This window comes from Hymenobacter fastidiosus, from assembly GCF_039539565.1.
Lineage (GTDB): Bacteria > Bacteroidota > Bacteroidia > Cytophagales > Hymenobacteraceae > Hymenobacter > Hymenobacter fastidiosus.
On record NZ_BAABDJ010000009.1, the window covers coordinates 133904 to 150951 of the forward strand.

Here is a 17048-nt window from a genome sequence, read left to right on the forward strand (position 1 = left end):
CACACCTGGGCTCCTGGCAGACCATATCTTTGATTGTCTGACCACTATCATCTTTTGCCATGTGTCGTGCCATCTTGCTGCTCTCGTCCCTGATGTTGATTGCCGGAGTGGCAACGGCACAAAACACAACCGTTGTGGCCCTGGCCGACAGCGGCTCCAGCGCGTCAGGCGGAACGGCTACCGCGCTTCCCGCGGCCCCCGTGGTTTACCATATGGCCGACGAGATGCCCAGCTTTCCTGGCGGCGACGCGGCCTTCGCCAAGTTTCTGCGCTCCAAGATCAACTACCCCACCGCTGCCCTGAACCGCGGCACGTCGGGCAAAGTCCACATCAGCTTCGTGGTCGATGAGCAGGGTCATATCCTCGATCCGAAGGTGGTTAAAGGCCTCGGGTTTGGGCTGGATGAAGAAGCCCTGCGCCTGGTTCGCATTATGCCCTGGTGGAACCCGGGCAAAATTCAGGGCCAGCCGGTGCGGGTGGCCTACACCATGCCCATCGTCTTCCGGACCCTGGAGTAGAAAATCAATTAACAATTAACAGTGAACAATTATAGCAGTTTCGTGAACAATACAGCTAATGCCCGCTGCTCTGGACTGCTCGCCGGGAGCGGGTGCTGAACGTCTCGCGCCAACGACGACCGGCCCGACGTCTGATAGCCGCCGGACCGGCAGCCACAGCGTTTGCGAAACCGCTATAACAGTAGCCGAAACGGTCCACTGTTAATTGTTCACTGTTAATTGTTAATTGATTTTGGGATGCCCAGCTCCCGCGCCAGAGGGGCCGCCGCCGATTGGTAGAGGCTGGTCAGGAGCTGGTTTACCGCGTCGGTCAGCTCCACATGGTAGTCGGCGGGCAGCTTGCCCAGCTGCCGCAGGGCCTCGCGGGTCCGTTTCGCCAGGTGCTGGAGCAGGGGTTGGGTAGGCCCGTGCAGGCGGCTCACCACTGCGGGCTGGTGCTCAAACACCCGGTTCAGCAGGCGTAGGGTCAGCTCCACTTCCCCAAAGGCATCCGCCGTGATTTTGGCGTGGTAGCCAATCCGGGCCTGCAGCTGGCGCACAACGACGAGCAGATCATTCGGCGTCTGGTGGAAGCCCCGCACGGGGTCGTCGATCTGCGTGCGCAGGTGCTGACGCCGGTCTTCCAGGGCGTCGGGGCCTTCGAGCAAACGGTAGGCCAGCTGCCCGGTCAGCACGGCATCCTGACTTACGAGACGGGCCAGGAGCTGGTCTTTTTCTTTCTGGGGTAGGTTGAGCAGGGCTTTACGAAGGTCGGGCGAAAGGGTGGGCATGAGCGAAAGTAAGCGGCGGAAATCAACAACCAACTTCCCGCTTCAGCTCCCGGCGGCTACCCCACCCCGCGGGGGGCTTCCATCGCAGCCCCTGCTTTTCGGTCGTGGTGCCACTGTCGTTGCGGAGGACTAACCTTTCCTGGGCTTTACCTTCCCTTTTTCCGGCTGCCGGGCCTTGGTTCCCGCCGGGTAAGCCACGCGGTAAATCACCCCGTTGGAGTCGTCGGAAACCAGCAGGGAGCCATCGGCGTGCTGGGCAATGCCGCACACGCGGCCGAATTGCTCCTTATTGCCGTTCACCAGCCAGCCCGTCACGAAATCCTCGATGCCGGTGGCGCGGCCCTGAGCATCGAAGCGCACCCGCACAATGCGGTAGCCCGCAGGCTCGGCCCGGTTCCAGGAGCCGTGCATGGTCACGAAGGCATCGTTGCGGTATTCGGCCGGAAACTGCGTACCGCTGTTGAATACCATTCCCAGGGGCGCGGCGTGGGCGGCGTAAAGCTGTACGGGCCTGGTGGTTTTGGCGGCGTATTGCTGCGGGGTCATGTCGGCCGGCTGGGGGTGGGGCGGAATTTTGCCGTCGGCGTACACGTAGGGCCAGCCGTAGTCGGCTCCTTCCTTGATTTCGTTCAGCTCCTCGCGCTGGTCTTCGTCGCCCAGCCAGTCAATACCGTGGTCGAAGCCCCACAGCGCCTTGGTGGCAGGGTGCCAGCCGAAGCCGATGGTATTGCGCAGACCCCTGGCCACCACCCGGCGTCCCGAGCCATCGGTGTTGATTTGCAGCAGCGTGGCGTTTTCCTTGTTCCGCTCGTCGCAGGCGTTGCAGGTGCTGCCCACCGACAGGTAGAGCTTGCCATCGGGGCCAAAGTTGATGGTGCGGTTGGGGTGCTGGCCGGCGTCGGGCAGGTCCTGGTACAGCGTTTTCAGCTCGCCCAGGGTCCCATCGGCCTTGATGTCGGCCGCGTACAGCTCCCGGATGGCACTGATATACAGCTTGCCGTCGCGCAGGGCCAGTCCGTGCAGGTCCGGTCGTTTGGCTACTTCCTTCGTCAGATCAGCCTTGCCGTCCTTGTTGGTGTCGCGCAGCAACAGCACGGCTCCCGTGGTGCGGTCCGACACGTACACGTCGCCGTTGGGGGCCACGGCCAGCATGCGCGGATTGCCGACCTGCTCGGCGAACTTGGTCACGGTAAATCCCGCCGGAGCTTTCAGCTGGCCGATGTAAGCCTCCGTTGCGGCCACCTGGCCGGGCTTGAACACATGTACTGCGTAGCCATCCTTTACGGTTTTCTCATAGTCGTTCTGGGCCGTAGCACTGAAAGTACCCAGCAGAGCGGCCGCGGTAAGGAAGGGGGAAAAGCGGGTTGCCACGGAGGTTGCCATAGGGAAGGATTAAAAGGTTTTCGCTCGAAGAGTTACCAGCGAAAGATTGTCCGGGTTGCGTTTGGCGCCGAAATCAGAACGGCCTCGGGCAGTGACGGTCGGATTTCTATTCCACGCATCACCAGGCGGGAGCCTGAGGTTACTTCGCCAGCGTCAGATCGTAGCTCAGACCGAGACGGAAGCCGTGGTTGAATTCAAATACCGGCAGTCCGGAAACCGGGTCCGGGTCGGCGTGCTGGGTTATCTGGTTGAGATAATACGCTTCCAGGCGAAAGTTGTCCCGCACCTGGTAGCCCAGGCCGCCCGCCACGCGGTTCTGGTTGAATACGTTGGCCCCCACGTGGCGCCCGAAGCTGAGAAACACTTCTTCGAACCCCGTCAGGTACCATTCACCGGCCTCCACGCGGGGACCCCGGAGCGGCAGGACGGCCGCCAGCTGGTAGCGGATACGGTTCTGATACTCCCAGTCCTGCACGGCGCGGCCACCGGTTTCGGATAGCTGCCCGATCCAGCGCTGCTCCAGCCGCACCCGGTGGTCCAGCGTCACGCGGCCGATGGTGTCGCTGAGCTGGACATCTTCGTAGGCCCGGTGCTCGGGAAACGGCACGCCCGTACCGGCCGTGGGGTAGTCGCCATAGACGTGCGTGACCAGCCGCGTATAGCCGCCGCCCAGCTTCACCCGGGGGAGCACCTGGTAGCCCGCGCCCAGCCGGGCCAGCGACTGTTGCCAGTCCCGGATGAAGTCGACGCGCCGCCACTGGTATTCGGTGTGGATCGTCCAGCGCCGGCCCAGGGCATGGTCGCCCTCGTACACGTACCAGCCAATGTGGTTCTCGTCGCGGACGCGCTGAGCCTGGCCGAAAGCAGCAAGCGAGCCGCAGAAAAGAAGCGCAAAGGTCAGGAGGCGGGGTGCTGCCATATCCGTAAGACGATGGTTGACGGCGGCGGGTTAGGGTGAACCGGAAAGTTGTGGGTCTGATTCGATGAGCGGGGAGTAGTGGAAAAGCGGGTGGTAGGCTGTTTTTACGGGCCGGTTTCGCCGCTCCGGACATTGCGGCGCCCAACCCGCCGCCCGCTTTCCCGTTCGGACCAGTAGTGTCCTGAACCCGACGTATGCGCCTTCGACTTTTACTGCTCCCCGCCCTGAGCTTGCTGCCGCACGTAGTGCCGGCCCAAACCACCACTCCCGACACCACCCGCGCCGTAGCCCTGCCCGAAGCTACCGTGGTGGGTTACGGCCAGAATCTGCCCCTGCGCCGCACCGCCGCCAGCGTGGGCGTGGTCGATGCCCGGACGCTGGACCGCTTTAACCAGACCTCGCTGACCGCTGCCGTGAATACCCTGCCCGGCGTGCGCCTGGAAGAGCGGGCCACGGCCAGCTACCGCCTCAGCGTGCGGGGCAGCACGCTCCGCTCGCCCTTCGGGGTGCGCAACGTGAAGGTATACTACAACGGTATTCCCTTCACCGATGCCAGCGGCAGCACCTCCCTCAACCTGCTGGATGTGGCCGGCATCGGGCGGATTGAAGTGATAAAGGGGCCGGCGGCCAGTGTGTACGGGGCTGGTACGGGCGGCGCGGTGCTGCTCAGCAACCGGCAGCCCGCCCTGGGAGAAGCCCGGGCCCAGGTTGGTTTTACGGCGGGCAGCTTCGGGCTGCGCCGCTACTCCGCGGCCGTCGAAAGCGGCACGGCCACCAGCACCGTGCGGGCTCAGTACGCGCACCAGCAGGCGGACGGCTACCGGGAAAACAGCCGCTTGCGGCGTGACGTGCTGACCCTTGATGGGGAGTTTCGGCCGTCGGAGAAGCGGACCGTGGCCGCCCACGTGCTCTACGCCGATCTGAACTACCAGCTGCCCGGCGGCCTCACCCGGGTGCAGTTTGAGCAGAACCCCCGCCAGGCCCGACCGGCTACTGCTACCGCGCCCGGCACCGTGGCCCAAAAGGCGGCGTATGCCTCGCGTACAGCCCTGTTGGGCGTAGCGCACGAGTACCGGTTTACGCCGCGCTTTTCCAACAAAACCACCCTCTACACGTCCGGTACGACTATTCGCACGCCTTTCCTGATCGACTATGAGCGTAATACGGGCGTGAGCTGGGGTGGCCGGACGGCGTTTGCCTACCGCACCGCAGTGGCCGGCCGCGGCCTGCGCCTGAGCGCCGGCGGTGAGTGGCAGAGTAGCTTCGAAAGCTCCCGCAACTACCGGAACCGCGCCGGCACGCCCGGCACCCTGCGCTACGACGACGAAATCAGAACCGCTACCGGCTTTGGTTTCGGACAGGCTGAGCTGGAGCTGCCGGCGGGGCTGCTGGCTACGGTGGGCGCGAGCTACAACCGCCTGGCGTATCGCATCACCCGCGTATCAGCAGCGGCTACCAATCCCACGGGGTACGAGTTCCGGCGCGACTTCCGGCCGGTGATGTCACCCCGGGTAGCGCTGCTCAAGGAAGTGACCCCGTTGATTTCGGTCTATGCCAGCGTAAGTAGCGGCTTCTCGCCGCCCACGGAAGAAGAAATCCGCCCCTCCGACGGCAGCCTGAACCAGGATCTACGGGCCGAGCGGGGTACCAGCTACGAGGTGGGTACCCGCGGGCAGCTGTTGCAGAACCGGCTGACGTTCGACGTGGCCGCGTACGACTTCCGCCTGCGCCAGACCATTGTCACGCGGACTACGGCGGCGGGAACCAGTATTTTCTCCAATGCCGGCAACACCCGGCAGCGTGGTTTGGAAGCAGCCGTAAGCGGGTGGCTCTGGCAGCCGGTTGCCCGTTCAGCTGAGGCTGTGAGCTCGGCGGCCTCGTCCCCGGGTGTTCCAGCCGGGGGCCTGCGGGCTTTTGTCAGCTACACCTACAACCACTATCGTTTCGGGAGCTACGAGTCGGGTGGTAACAATTTCAGCGGCAACCGCCTGACCGGCACCGCGCCGCACACCCTTACGGCCGGCTTCGACATTTCTGAGCGCCGCGGTTTCTACCTTAGTCCGACCGTGAACCACCAGGCGCGCCTGCCGCTCAATGATGCCAACTCCGAATATGCCGCGGGCTACTGGACTTTCGGCACCCGCGCCGGCTGGCGGCGGACCCTGTTCCGCCATCTCGAAGCGGACTTGTTTGCCGGCCTCGACAATGCTACCGACCGTCGCTACAGCCTGGGCAACGACCTGAACGCCTTTGGCAGCCGGTTCTTCCAGCCGGCCCCGGGCCGTAACTACTACGGCGGGGTGCTGGTGGGGTGGCGGTGGTAGCGGTGCCGGTACCGGAGAGGCCAGGTACCGGCGGTTCTGCCGGCCGGCTAAAGAAAGTGGGCAGACGACGCCTGGTCGCTGCCCACTCGGTAAACTACTGCTAACTGCTTGGCCAAACCTAAATGGTGGGGCACAGCACGGCACCCTTGCTGGTCGTGCCGTCGACAAAGTTCTCGTTGATGCTGGAAAGGGCATCGTTGAGCTGGGAGAACGTAAAGGGTTTGGTGGCGCCGTAGATATTGGTGAAGCTCAGATTGGGGTCGCCGCCCAGGGCCCGGTCGGCGCGGGTCATCATGTCGATTACCCGTTCGCCATCGAAGAGGCCGCCGTTGACCCTGGTAAAGGCCAGGTTGATAGCGGAAGGCGCAAAGTTTGGATCAGCCAGATCGAAGTAGATGTTCAGCTTGAGGGCGACCTGCTGGCCTACCAGCACCGATATTTTCTTATCCCAGATCTGAGCGTCTTCGCCACTGAATGGGAGTGGCGCCGGCGTGCTACCCTGGGGCAGGAATTTCTGAATGCCTTGCGAGGTCGTAAACCGGATGTACTTCGTGTTAGGCTCGCCCACGATGCCAACGACCAGCCCGGCCGGAAAGACACTCGCAAAACGGGCATCGCGGTAGGTGCCCGGGTTGCCGCCTTTGGCTACCGTGCCCCAGCCACCCTGGGTTTGGGTACGAAGCTGGTCGCAGGCCACGCAGGGGCAGGAATTGTCGGCAATGCCGATGGCCTGGAGCGGTACGGCCGCCGTCTCCTGCTTCTGACAACTGGTAGCCGCCAGCAGTAGCGCAGCGGCAGACAAGAGGAAATTTTTCATAAGGGTATGGTGAAGGTGAGTGTATATTGTTAAAGGTAAATATTTTATTTAAATGATTATATAAATGGCCAAGATTTTATAGTTTTGATTCAGGTGAGGCACAAAAAAAGCTGTTCAAACCTACGTTTGAACAGCTTTCCAAGGGAAGCAGCTAAAGTGAGTTAGCGGTTGTTGTCGTCGATGGAGTTGTTCGACTCAATGATAATATCATCGATGGGGTCACCGGTGGTGCCAGGGTTGGCTCCGCTGGTGCTGGTATCGTCGGGGATGCCGGAGGTTTCGTTCTCCAGCTGAGCGGAAGTATCCAGCGTCCCTTCCTCATCGCGCTTGTAGCTGTACAGCTCGTCGTGGTGCTTTTGCTGCTCAGGGCTCATTTTGGCACCATCCGATTGGGGAGTAGCAGCCGAAGAATCTTTTTTCTGGTTGTCCATCAGGTAAGTTAGGTTAAAGGCTGCCGCGCTGCGGTTTAGCTCAGCGTATTCTCGTTGGGGTCCTCGGCCGAGCGTTGGGTGCGGTTGGCCGGCTCGGCGGTTTCCCAGTTGCGGGTGCCACCACCGTAGCGCGGGTCATCGGCCTTGAAAGCCTCCCGGCTATCTTCCTCCGAGGCATTGAGCGTGGCCTGGATTGCAGGGGTGTCTACGTTTTGCGGCGCCCCCCCGCGCTGCTCGGGAGCCGCGGTGCTGGGGGCGGCCACGCCACCGGGGTTGGTACCGGCAGCACGGTCAGTAACAGGGTTATCGGGCGAGTGGCCGAAGTCACCGTAAGCGGGAGTACCGGAAGGCGCCGGGGCCGTTACGTCGGCCGCCCGCTTTTCTCCTTCGCGCAGGTTTTCAGCTTTAGCGTCGCCGTCGGTAGATTTCTTGCGGAACTCGCTGAACTCGTCCGGGTTGTCGTTGCTGCCGTCGTTAGGATTATGCGCCATAGTCGTGGGAAGGGTAGGAGTGAGGAGTAGTAAAAAAAGCCGTAGCGCCTTCGTGTACGCAGCCCGGGTGAAATTGGCTGCGTAGGCGGGCTGAAATCCATTTTTGCCCCCGCTCCGCAACCCGCCGGCCGGGACCAGAGTTAACAAGCCGTCGGCTGCTGTTATCAGCCGGGCCCACTTCTTTTTCGCCGCGTATGAATCCGACCATCACCCATAACCAGGACGAACAGACGTTCTACGCCTCCCAGCAGGGCTACGAGTCCGAGCTAACCTACAGCCGTCCTGCCGATGACGTTATCGACTTCACCCATACCTTCGTGGATGAGCAGTTGCGGGGCAAAGGCGTAGGCGAGCTGCTGGCCAGAACCGGGTTAGCCTTTGCCCGCGAGCACAATCTGCGGGTGCGCACTTCCTGCTCGTTTATGCGCGGCTTTGTGGAGCAGCACCATGAATATCAGGATTTACTGGAAAACAGGAATCAGACCTGAAAAAGAGCATAACTGGTTTAAGATCACCCAAATTTAAGGTCACCCAAAAGCCCCGACTCCAAACCTGGAACCGGGGCTTTTGCTTGTCGAAATAGGGACGGACCCTAGAGCGTGTGGACACTTAACGAAAAAGGCGGTCATGCTGAGCTTGTCGAAGCATCTCTACCGCTTTTTTGCGGCAAAACGTCCGGTAGAGATGCTTCGACAAGCTCAGCATGACTGTTTCGATGGCTTCAAAGGCCCTTTTAGCTAAGTGTTCATACGCTCTAGGGACGCACGGCCAGGCGGCTGGTGTAGCGGACTCCATCTACCACCACCCGTACCGAATACAGCCCGGCGGGCAGAGCATGAGCAGTGAGCGTAGCCGGTTCGGCTCCACTTAGGGGGTGGCTTATCTGCTGCACGCGCTGCCCCAAGGCGTTGTAAAGACTGATTTCAGCCTGGTGGCGACCCGCCAGACCCGGAACGCGCACCTGGAAGGCGCCTGCCGTCGGATTCGGATATACCTCCAGGCCCCGGCCTAGCGGGGCAGTTCTGCTAGTAGCCGTTACGATACAGGCGGCGCTGGTGTATTGCCCCACGTTAGTGAAAACATCCGTGCCCAGCGCCTGCCACTCGGCCGCGGCCTGGGCCCAACGGGTGTTGCCGCGCCCTACCGTGCCCTTGCGCACCAGGGTGTTGTTGGCTGTGGCGCCCCCGCCGGGAATAGCCCAGCCCGTGGCTGGTGGCTGCTGCCCGATTACTCCGATGACGTCGAGCGTATCGGTGCCGTCGAACAAAGCCAGGGCGTCGTCGCCGTTGAAGAAAGTGATGTTGGAAGTGGCGTTGGCCTTGGCCAGCACCGGCGCCACCGACCCGGCATTGGCAATAACGTACACCGCGCCGGGAGCCAGCGTCCCCGTCAGGGCATGCGTGGCGGTAGGGACGACCGCGCCGTTGGCAAACAGGTCGACCCGGAGCCCGGCCAGGCTGATGTCATCGGTAGTGGGGTTGAAAATCTCCACCACCTTGGTGTTGCCGGTCGAGGACTCCACGTACTCGGAGAAGTACAGACTGGAGCAGTTGGTGCCGGCCGGGGCCTGGTCGTCGTTCAGAATCGTGAGGGTGTGGTGGCTGTTGAGGCTCAGCACGGCGCCGCCGGTGGTGGGCGTACCCAGCTGCAGGCGCACCGTTTCGTTCGACTCCGGCGTTACGTCGCCGGTTACGGTGATAGTCACGGGCAGCGTTTGGGTGGCCTGGCCGGCTACGAAGGTGAGGCTGCCGGGCGAAAGAGTGTAGTCGAGGGCATCAGCCGTGGTTCCGGCAGTCACTACCATTACGGGGATGGTCACCCCGGCCGTGGGGGCACTACCGGTCAGGGTGGCGGTGATGGTGTAGGTGGTCGTACCCGTATTGCCTTCCGTGACGGCCCCCGCGGCCGAAGCAAAGGCCAGCGTCGGCGCGGCCCCGTCGTCGTTGGTGATGGTCAGCAGGTGGGTGGCCGGTCCGCCGATGGCACTGCCGGAGCCGGCGTTTTGCAGCCTGAGCTGCACGGTTTCATCGGCTTCGGGCGTCACGTCGCCGTTTATGGTTACGGTTATCGGCTGCGAAGTCTGGCCGGGGGCGAAAGTCAGCGTCCGGGTCGGGAAAGTGTAGTCGCCCGGATCCTGGGCGGTGGAGCTGGCCACTACGGCGGCTACCTGCACCGTGAGAGCCGCCGTGGGCGCGGGCGTCACCGAAACCGTGGTGGTGTAGGTAGTGGTGCCGCTGTTGCCTTCCGCCAGGCTGCCGGTAGCGGTAGCAAAGCTGAAAGTAGGCTGCACGGCGAAGCCCCAGGCGCGGCCCACCAGGTCAGGGTAGGCAATGTAGGGGTTGAAGTTGCCCTGGCTTTTGGCGGCCCGGCGGTTTCGTTCCCGTTCGCGGGCATCCACCGGGTCGGCGAGGTGCCACTGGTAAAGCGTGTTCAAATCGCCCAGGGCCGTAATCACGCCTTTGCCGGCGTCGAAAGCCTGGCCCTGGTGCATGGTGTAGAAATAGAACGCCGTGCGGGCTACGTTGCCTTTGTGGTCTTCGCGGGGCTCGAACATGGTGTTCGTATCCTCGCTCCACTCGGCAAGGTTGGCCGAGGGAATAGCCGCCTGCGCTACCGTGCCGCGCATCCAGGTCTGGGTCTGGGCGTCCACGATTTCCCCGAACGGGTCGCTGCCGCGGTTGGAGTTCCAGGCCGTAAAGGTCGGGTAGAGGTGATGGATGTCGGACTTCATCCGGCTGACCTCATTGAACCACGACTGGGGAATGGTATGCTCACAGTTGATGCTGCCCACGTTGCTGGTGCTGGTCGCGGCCGAGTCGATGGTTTTGGGCACGGCATAGCCCGAATACACGCAGGTAAGCTTACCGTCGAATACGTCCACGTAGTTGTACATCTTGCCGCGGGCCCGGTCGTAGCCCAGATCCACGCGCTTGTCGTCGTACCAGTTCTGGCGCAACCAGTCTTTCAGCGCCTGACTTTGCAGAGTAGATGGCGGGGCGGGCGGCATTACCTGCGCCGTAGCGGCCATACTCAGACTTAACATAGCGGCGAAAGCCCAGGCGAAAAAGTGTTTCATGGAAAGAAGAAAGCAAGGGAAATGAAAAACGCCCGTCAAAGGTCGGGAAATTACCGCGTAGCTGCGCTATCGGGCGGGCCACGCCGCGCCGGGTTGCGGCTGGTAGTCCCTGGAACAACTGATTGTTAATCAAAGCGTAATAGCGCGCCGCTGCTTTAACGCAAAGAAGGCCGGCCCTGCTGGGTCGGCCTTCCGGCAAAAAACGATACCGAAGTACCAGGGCTGGTTTATTTGGTTGGCATCAGCACCGTGTCAATAACGTGGGTTACGCCATTGCTGTCAACGATATTCGGAATGGTAACCGTAGCCATGCCGCCTTTCGCGTCGCGCAGCATTACGGAGCCACCCTTCATCATCACGGTCAGGGTTTCGCCTTCTACCGTCGTCAGGACCTGACCATCTTTCAGGTCGGCAGCCATCAGGCGGCCGGGTACTACGTGGTAGGTAAGGATAGTGGTGAGCTTGGCTTTGTTCTCGGGCATCACCAGCGTGTTCACCGTGCCGGCGGGCAGCTTATCGAAGGCCGCGTTGGTAGGCGCAAATACGGTGAAAGGGCCCGCGCTTTTCAGCGTTTCCACCAGGCCGGCCGCTTTCACGGCCGACACCAGCGTGGTGTGGTCGGTAGAATTTACCGCGTTGTCCACGATGTCCTTGTCGGGCACCATCATGGCGCCGCCGACCATTACCCCGGCTGAGGTGCTCATGGCCATGTCGCTGGCCAGGGGCTTGGTCTTGGACTTCATCTTACTGCCGTCGTCAGCTTTGCCTTTCATTTTCATTTTGCCGTCGTCGCCCCTCTTGGTTTTCGACGTCATGCCGTCTTCCTTGGTTTTCGTCTTTTCGTCATCCGACTTGTTTTTCGACGACATACTCTGGCTCAGCGAAGCCGTGGCAGTACCGAGGCTGAAAACAGCGGCCAGAGCGAAGGTGGAAAGCAGATGCTTGTTCATAATGAAAGGAAGTTGGAAAGTGAGAACTGGTACTATAAGCGGCCTATACGGGGGAACCAGAGCTATGGGTTTGTGAAATCATAATTCTTACCCGGGGCTTTCCTGCCCGGCGGCGGCAAATCAAGGGCAGCCGGGTAAGGATGTCAACCGGGCACGCTGCGGAACGGCCCAACAGCCCAGAGCCCCGGGGGCCGGAGTCAGGCGCTCTGCTCAAGGGTCAGGAGTACAAACCACGACGTTCTATACTGTTTGAAGCTGTTTAGAAAGTCAAGCAGTCTGTCATCCTTCGCAAGCGGACGCCAGATAAAGGATGACAGGCAACAAAAAATCAGACTTTCTAAGCAGCTTCGATGATTTGGCTTTTCTGAGGCAAACCATTTGGGCCGGAAAGCAGTTAATAGGAGCGGCCTAAAATTATTTTTAGACTCATCTAAAAATAACTACCTTGCGCCTGTTATCACTTTACCCAGTATGCCTCCTGTAGTAGTCCCGACGACCCCGCAGCCTGAAATTGCCCTCCTGCCGGCTCCGGAAGCGGGCTGGCGCAAGCCGCGCAATGCTCCTTCCCTACGGGAGGTGTACGGCTCCATCAAAGTGCCGCCGGCCAGCGCCTCGTTCTGGCGTAAGCTGTTCGCCTTCTGGGGGCCCGGCCTGATGGTGGCCGTGGGCTACATGGACCCCGGCAACTGGGCCACCGACCTGGCTGGCGGTTCGCGCTACGGCTACACCCTGCTATCAGTCATTCTGATTTCCAACCTGTTTGCCATACTGCTCCAGCACCTGGCCGCCAAGCTGGGCATCGTCACGGGCCGCGATTTAGCTCAGGCTTGTCGTGACCACTACTCCAAGCCCGTGGCTATGGTCCTCTGGTTTCTGTGTGAAGTGGCCATTGCCGCCTGCGACCTGGCGGAGGTTATCGGCTCGGCCATCGCGCTGAACCTGCTCTTCGGCCTGCCGCTCTCCTGGGGCGTGGTGCTCACGGTGCTCGACGTGCTGGTGGTCCTCTACTTCCAGAACAAAGGCTTCCGGGTGATTGAAAGCATCGTAGCCGGGCTCATCGCCATCATCTTCGGCTGCTTCGTGTACGAAATCATCGTCTCGAACCCCGACTACTACGCTATGCTCGGCGGCCTGGTGCCCCGACCCGAAATAGTAACTAACCCGCAGATGCTCTACATCGCCATCGGTATCCTGGGCGCTACGGTGATGCCGCACAACCTGTACCTGCATTCCAGCATTGTGCAAACCCGGCAGATTGAGCAGACCGAGCCCGGCAAGCGCATGGCCATCAAGTTCGCCACCATCGACTCGACGGTAGCCCTGTTTCTGGCCTTCTTCGTCAACGCCGCCATCCTGGTCACGGCGGCGGCTACCTTCCACAAAACGGGCATGTACAACGTGGCCGACATCAACGACGCGCACAAGCTGCTCACGCCGGTGCTCGGGGCGGGCGCGGCCAGCATGCTCTTCGCCGTGGCCCTGCTGGCCGCGGGCCAGAACTCCACGCTCACCGGCACGCTGGCCGGACAGATCGTGATGGAGGGGTTTCTCAATATCCGGCTCAGGCCCTGGCTGCGCCGGCTGCTCACCCGCGGTATCGCCGTGGTGCCGGCCCTGATTGTCACGCTCATCTACGGCGAAAAAGGTACCGGCCAGCTGCTGGTGCTCAGCCAGGTGATTCTCTCGATGCAGCTGAGCTTCGCGGTGGTGCCGCTGGTGCTGTTTACCGGCAGCCGCGCCAAGATGGGCGTATTTGTGAACCGGCCCGTGGTACGGGTGGTGGCCTGGACGGTGTCGGGCATTATCATCGCCCTGAACGTGTATCTGCTCTGGCAAACTTTCACCGGGTAATAAAATAAGCTCCATACCCTGGCGGTTCGCCCGACCCGCCCCCCCCAACTTCGTTGCCTCCCGTTCCCTTTTGGGACCCTTTCATTCCGCGCTTCGGGCGCGGACGGGCCCCGCTTTGTCTATAGTCTTCAGCACCTTTGCCATGAAACTCATTCTACTATTGCTGTTGCTGCCGCAGGTGCTGCTGGCCCAGACGGGTACCCTCGCAGGGACGGTGCGCGATGCGCAGCAGCGGCCCGTGCCGTTTGCCAGCGTGGCGCTGCCCGCCGCCGGGCTGGGCGTCACGGCCGATGCCCGGGGAACTTTCCGGGTGCCCGACGTACCGGCCGGGCCGGTGCAGGTGGTGGCCAGCGCGGTGGGCTACGTCCGCGCTACCCGGAACGAGACGCTGGTAGCCGGCCAAACCCTGAACGTATCGTTTGCGCTGGCCGCCGCCGCCGCTGAGCTGCGCGAAGTGGTGGTGACGGGCGTGAGCCGGGCCACCGAAATCCGGCGCAGTCCCGTGCCCATCGCCATCCTGACCCGCCGGGAAATCAGCCTGAACGCCAACACCAACGTCATCGACGCGGCCGTGCGCGGCATTCCGGGCCTGAGCGCCGTGACCACCGGCCCGAACGTGTCGAAGCCCTTCATCCGCGGGCTGGGCTACAACCGCGTGCTGACCATGTACAACGGCCTGCGCCAGGAAGGCCAGCAGTGGGGCGACGAGCACGGCGTGGAAGTGGACGGCTACGATATTGAGCGGGTGGAAGTGGTGAAAGGCCCCGCCAGCCTGCTCTACGGCTCCGACGCCGTGGCCGGCGTGGTGAACCTGCTGCCCGCCCTGCCCAGCGGCCCCGAGGGCCGGCTGCGCGGGGAAACCCTGGCCGAGTACCAGTCCAACAACGGTCTCGTGGGCAACTCGCTGGGCCTGAACTACCAGAGAAACGGCCTCCAGACCAGCTTCCGGGCTAGCCACCGCCTGGCCCGCGACTACCGCAACAGCGCGGATGGCGCGGTGTACAACACCGGTTTCCGGGAGCTGACGCTGACGGGCATGGCCGGCGTGAGCAAAAACTGGGGCAGCTCCCACTGGTACCTCACGCTCTACGACAATCAGCAGGAAATCCCGGACGGCAGCCGCGACTCGCTCAGCCGCCGCTTCACCCGGCAGGTGTCGGAGAGCGGTTTCGACGATATTAAGAACCGGCCGCTGGTGACTGATAAGGAGTTGGATTCCTACGTCATTGGAGCGTTGCACCAGCGCATCCGGCACTACCGGGTGTTCACTAAAACGCAAGTGCACCTGGGCGGCGGCGAGCTGCACCTGCTGCTGGGCGCCCAGCAGAACCGCCGCGAGGAGTTCAACCACCCCACCGCGCCCGCCCAGCCCGGCCTGGCCCTGGACCTGACCACTTACACCTACGACCTGCGCTACCACCTGCCCGACTGGCAGGGCCTGCAAATCAGCCTGGGCAGCAACGGCATGGGCCAGCTGAACCGCCACCAGCAGGCCACCGACTTTCCCATTCCCAACTACGACCTGCTGGACGCCGGCGGCTTTCTGCTGCTCAAAAAGCCCCTGGGCAAGCTGGAGCTAAGTGGCGGCCTGCGCTACGACACGCGCCTGGTGAACTGGACCGACTTTTACGTGGCCTCTAACCCCGCCACCGGTTTCGACGGCCAGGCCGCCGCCGGCACGGCGGGCGCAACATTGCAGTTCCCGGCATTCCGGCGGCGCTACCGGGGCGTATCGGCCAGCCTGGGCGCGAGCTACGTAGCCACCGAGCGCCTGACGCTGCGCGCCAACCTGGCCCGCGGCTACCGCGCGCCCAACATCCCCGAAATCGGCTCCAACGGCCTCGACCCCGGCGCCCATATCGTGTACCTCGGCAACCGCACCTTCGAGCCCGAGTTCAGCTGGCAGCAGGACGTGGGCGTGCTCTGGCACCAGCCCACCTTCGACGCCAGCGTGGAAGTTTTTCACAACTACGTGCAGGCGTTCATCTACCAGGCCCGCCTGCTCGACGATGCGGGCCAGCCGGTGGTCATCGTGCCGGGCAACACCACCTACCAGTTTCAGCAGGCGGCCGCCCGTCTTTACGGTTTTGAAGCCAGCCTGAACCTGCGCCCCGCCGCCTTGTCCTGGCTGGCCTGGAACAGCAGCGTAGCCCTGGTGAACGGTGGAAATGCCGACGCCACGCTGCGGGAAAACCAGGGCGCCGACGGCCGCTATCTGCCCCTGATTCCGCCGCTGCGGGGCCGCAGTGAGGTGCGCGTCACGCTGCCCGCCGGCCCGGGCCGGCTCACGGGCACCTACTTCCGCGCCACCGTGGACGGCAGCGCCCGCCAAAACCGCTTCTACGCCCTGGATAACACTGAAACTGCCACCGCTGGCTACGCCCTGCTGGGCCTGGGGGCCGGCACCACCCTCACTACCCGCGCCGGGCGCCCGGTGGCCCAGCTGTTCGTGCAGGTCGACAACGTGTTCGACACCGCTTACCAGGCCCACCTCAACCGGCTGAAGTACTTTGAATATTACGCCGCTTCCTCCGGTGGCCGCGCGGGCATCTTCAACCCCGGCCGCAATATGAGCGTGAAGGTGGTGGTACCGTTCTAACCAGCAGCGGCTGCTCAACCGGATTCGGGGCGCGGGGCGCGCAGAAAAACCCGCACCGCCAACGGTTGGGCCGAGGCCTTGGCGCAGGCTTCAGAGTTGGTGGTTCGGGAGAGGTGCTGCTGGGGCTGGGGAGGTCCGCTAAGGAAAACGAAACCCTTCGCAACTCCCCCGGCTACCTGCTGGCGCAGCCGGGCAACTACTTGTTGCTGAAAGCGTACTTTTGCCCGACATGCGTTTTCTCTACCTCCTGTTCTCCGTGTATTTCGGCCTGCTCTCGTGCTTGCCGCCAAACGCGGATGCCCATGAGCTGACCGAATCGCTGGCTTTGCGCGACCATCACGGGCAGGATCACCGCGACAGTTCATGGCTGACTTTTCTGCTCGACCACTACGTGGGCCAGAACCATAGCCACGACGGAAACGACCAGGAGCACCAGTCGCTGCCGTTTCACCACGCCCACGACTGCTCGCACGTACTCGTGGCCTGGGCAACTCCTGCCGTGGTGTTTTTGACGCCGCCCGCGTTGGCCCTGGCCGACGTGCAGATGGCAGACTATGCCGCGGACGCCCCGACGGGCGTTTCAAGGGCCTGCTGGCAGCCGCCCCGGGCCTAACCTTTTCCTGGCTTTCCGGCTTTCGCTGACCGGCTTCGCTACGCGCGGGGGCTGGTTGCAGGCGTTTCGGCGCGGCTCTCGTTTCGGACGGGGCAGCAGCCGGCAGGCTCCTTTTTCCTGGTTAGGGTTTTCATCACAGCGGCTTTATGTTCGACCGGCTCATTCATTTTTCTATTCACCATAAGCTCATCATTGGGCTGCTGACTTTAGCCCTGGTAGCCTGGGGCAGCTACTCGCTCAGAAGCTGTTTGAGTTAGTTTTGTTGGATGCAAGCAGCCTCCATTTCAGCCGTTCGGAAACGGTATA

Annotated in this window: 14 protein-coding genes; 6 read left to right on the forward strand and 8 right to left on the reverse strand. The window is 62.5% G+C overall.

Annotation, left to right across the window (positions count from 1 at the left end):
- The first annotated feature begins 59 nt into the window (after nucleotides 1-59).
- On the forward strand, nucleotides 60-518 hold the full coding sequence (locus ABD833_RS08165; protein ID WP_345072227.1) for an energy transducer TonB: 459 nt from the start codon (nucleotides 60-62) through the stop codon (nucleotides 516-518).
- A gap of 215 nt (nucleotides 519-733) precedes the next feature.
- Here the strand turns inward: ABD833_RS08165 and ABD833_RS08170 are convergent, their stop codons facing one another.
- The 3 genes from ABD833_RS08170 to ABD833_RS08180 form a co-directional block, all read right to left on the reverse strand.
- Nucleotides 734-1288, reverse strand: coding sequence for a hypothetical protein (locus ABD833_RS08170; RefSeq protein WP_345072228.1), 555 nt, complete (start codon nucleotides 1286-1288; stop codon nucleotides 734-736).
- A 129-nt stretch (nucleotides 1289-1417) separates the two neighbouring features.
- Nucleotides 1418-2671 (reverse strand): PQQ-dependent sugar dehydrogenase, encoded by a 1254-nt coding sequence (locus ABD833_RS08175; protein ID WP_345072229.1) that lies wholly within the window; start codon nucleotides 2669-2671, stop codon nucleotides 1418-1420.
- 139 nt (nucleotides 2672-2810) lie between these two features.
- Entirely contained in the window at nucleotides 2811-3590 is a 780-nt protein-coding gene (locus ABD833_RS08180) for a DUF2490 domain-containing protein (RefSeq protein WP_345072230.1), read from the reverse strand.
- 194 nt (nucleotides 3591-3784) lie between these two features.
- Between ABD833_RS08180 and ABD833_RS08185 the strand changes: the two genes are divergently transcribed.
- On the forward strand, nucleotides 3785-5914 hold the full coding sequence (locus tag ABD833_RS08185; protein WP_345072231.1) for a TonB-dependent receptor family protein: 2130 nt from the start codon (nucleotides 3785-3787) through the stop codon (nucleotides 5912-5914).
- Between the two features lie 118 nt (nucleotides 5915-6032).
- Here ABD833_RS08185 and ABD833_RS08190 read toward each other — a convergent pair whose 3' ends face one another.
- From ABD833_RS08190 to ABD833_RS08200, 3 genes are all read right to left on the reverse strand, one after another.
- The gene (locus ABD833_RS08190) at nucleotides 6033-6731 is read right to left on the reverse strand and encodes a hypothetical protein (RefSeq protein ID WP_345072232.1); all 699 of its coding nucleotides are present in this window, start codon (nucleotides 6729-6731) and stop codon (nucleotides 6033-6035) included.
- A 161-nt stretch (nucleotides 6732-6892) separates the two neighbouring features.
- The gene (locus ABD833_RS08195) at nucleotides 6893-7162 is read right to left on the reverse strand and encodes a hypothetical protein (protein ID WP_345072234.1); all 270 of its coding nucleotides are present in this window, start codon (nucleotides 7160-7162) and stop codon (nucleotides 6893-6895) included.
- Nucleotides 7163-7197: 35 nt separating this feature from the next.
- Nucleotides 7198-7653 (reverse strand): hypothetical protein, encoded by a 456-nt coding sequence (locus ABD833_RS08200; protein WP_345072235.1) that lies wholly within the window; start codon nucleotides 7651-7653, stop codon nucleotides 7198-7200.
- Nucleotides 7654-7847: 194 nt separating this feature from the next.
- Here ABD833_RS08200 and ABD833_RS08205 point away from each other — a divergent pair, with 194 nt between their 5' ends.
- A complete protein-coding gene (locus ABD833_RS08205; protein ID WP_345072236.1) occupies nucleotides 7848-8141 on the forward strand; it encodes a GNAT family N-acetyltransferase in 294 nt (97 codons plus the stop codon).
- A 266-nt stretch (nucleotides 8142-8407) separates the two neighbouring features.
- On the opposite strand, the gene ABD833_RS08210 is transcribed toward ABD833_RS08205, so the two are convergent.
- Nucleotides 8408-10729: an endonuclease gene (locus ABD833_RS08210; protein ID WP_345072237.1), complete on the reverse strand. Its 2322-nt coding sequence runs from the start codon at nucleotides 10727-10729 to the stop codon at nucleotides 8408-8410.
- 227 nt (nucleotides 10730-10956) lie between these two features.
- The gene (locus ABD833_RS08215; RefSeq protein WP_345072243.1) at nucleotides 10957-11472 is read right to left on the reverse strand and encodes a fasciclin domain-containing protein; all 516 of its coding nucleotides are present in this window, start codon (nucleotides 11470-11472) and stop codon (nucleotides 10957-10959) included.
- A gap of 678 nt (nucleotides 11473-12150) precedes the next feature.
- Here ABD833_RS08215 and ABD833_RS08220 point away from each other — a divergent pair.
- The 3 genes from ABD833_RS08220 to ABD833_RS08230 all read left to right on the forward strand — a co-directional run bounded on the left by ABD833_RS08220 (nucleotide 12151) and on the right by ABD833_RS08230 (nucleotide 16742).
- Nucleotides 12151-13530, forward strand: coding sequence for an Nramp family divalent metal transporter (locus tag ABD833_RS08220; RefSeq protein WP_345072238.1), 1380 nt, complete (start codon nucleotides 12151-12153; stop codon nucleotides 13528-13530).
- A gap of 142 nt (nucleotides 13531-13672) precedes the next feature.
- Nucleotides 13673-16129, forward strand: coding sequence for a TonB-dependent receptor (locus tag ABD833_RS08225; RefSeq protein ID WP_345072239.1), 2457 nt, complete (start codon nucleotides 13673-13675; stop codon nucleotides 16127-16129).
- Between the two features lie 229 nt (nucleotides 16130-16358).
- The gene (locus tag ABD833_RS08230) at nucleotides 16359-16742 is read left to right on the forward strand and encodes a hypothetical protein (protein ID WP_345072240.1); all 384 of its coding nucleotides are present in this window, start codon (nucleotides 16359-16361) and stop codon (nucleotides 16740-16742) included.
- Nucleotides 16743-17048 lie beyond the last annotated feature (306 nt).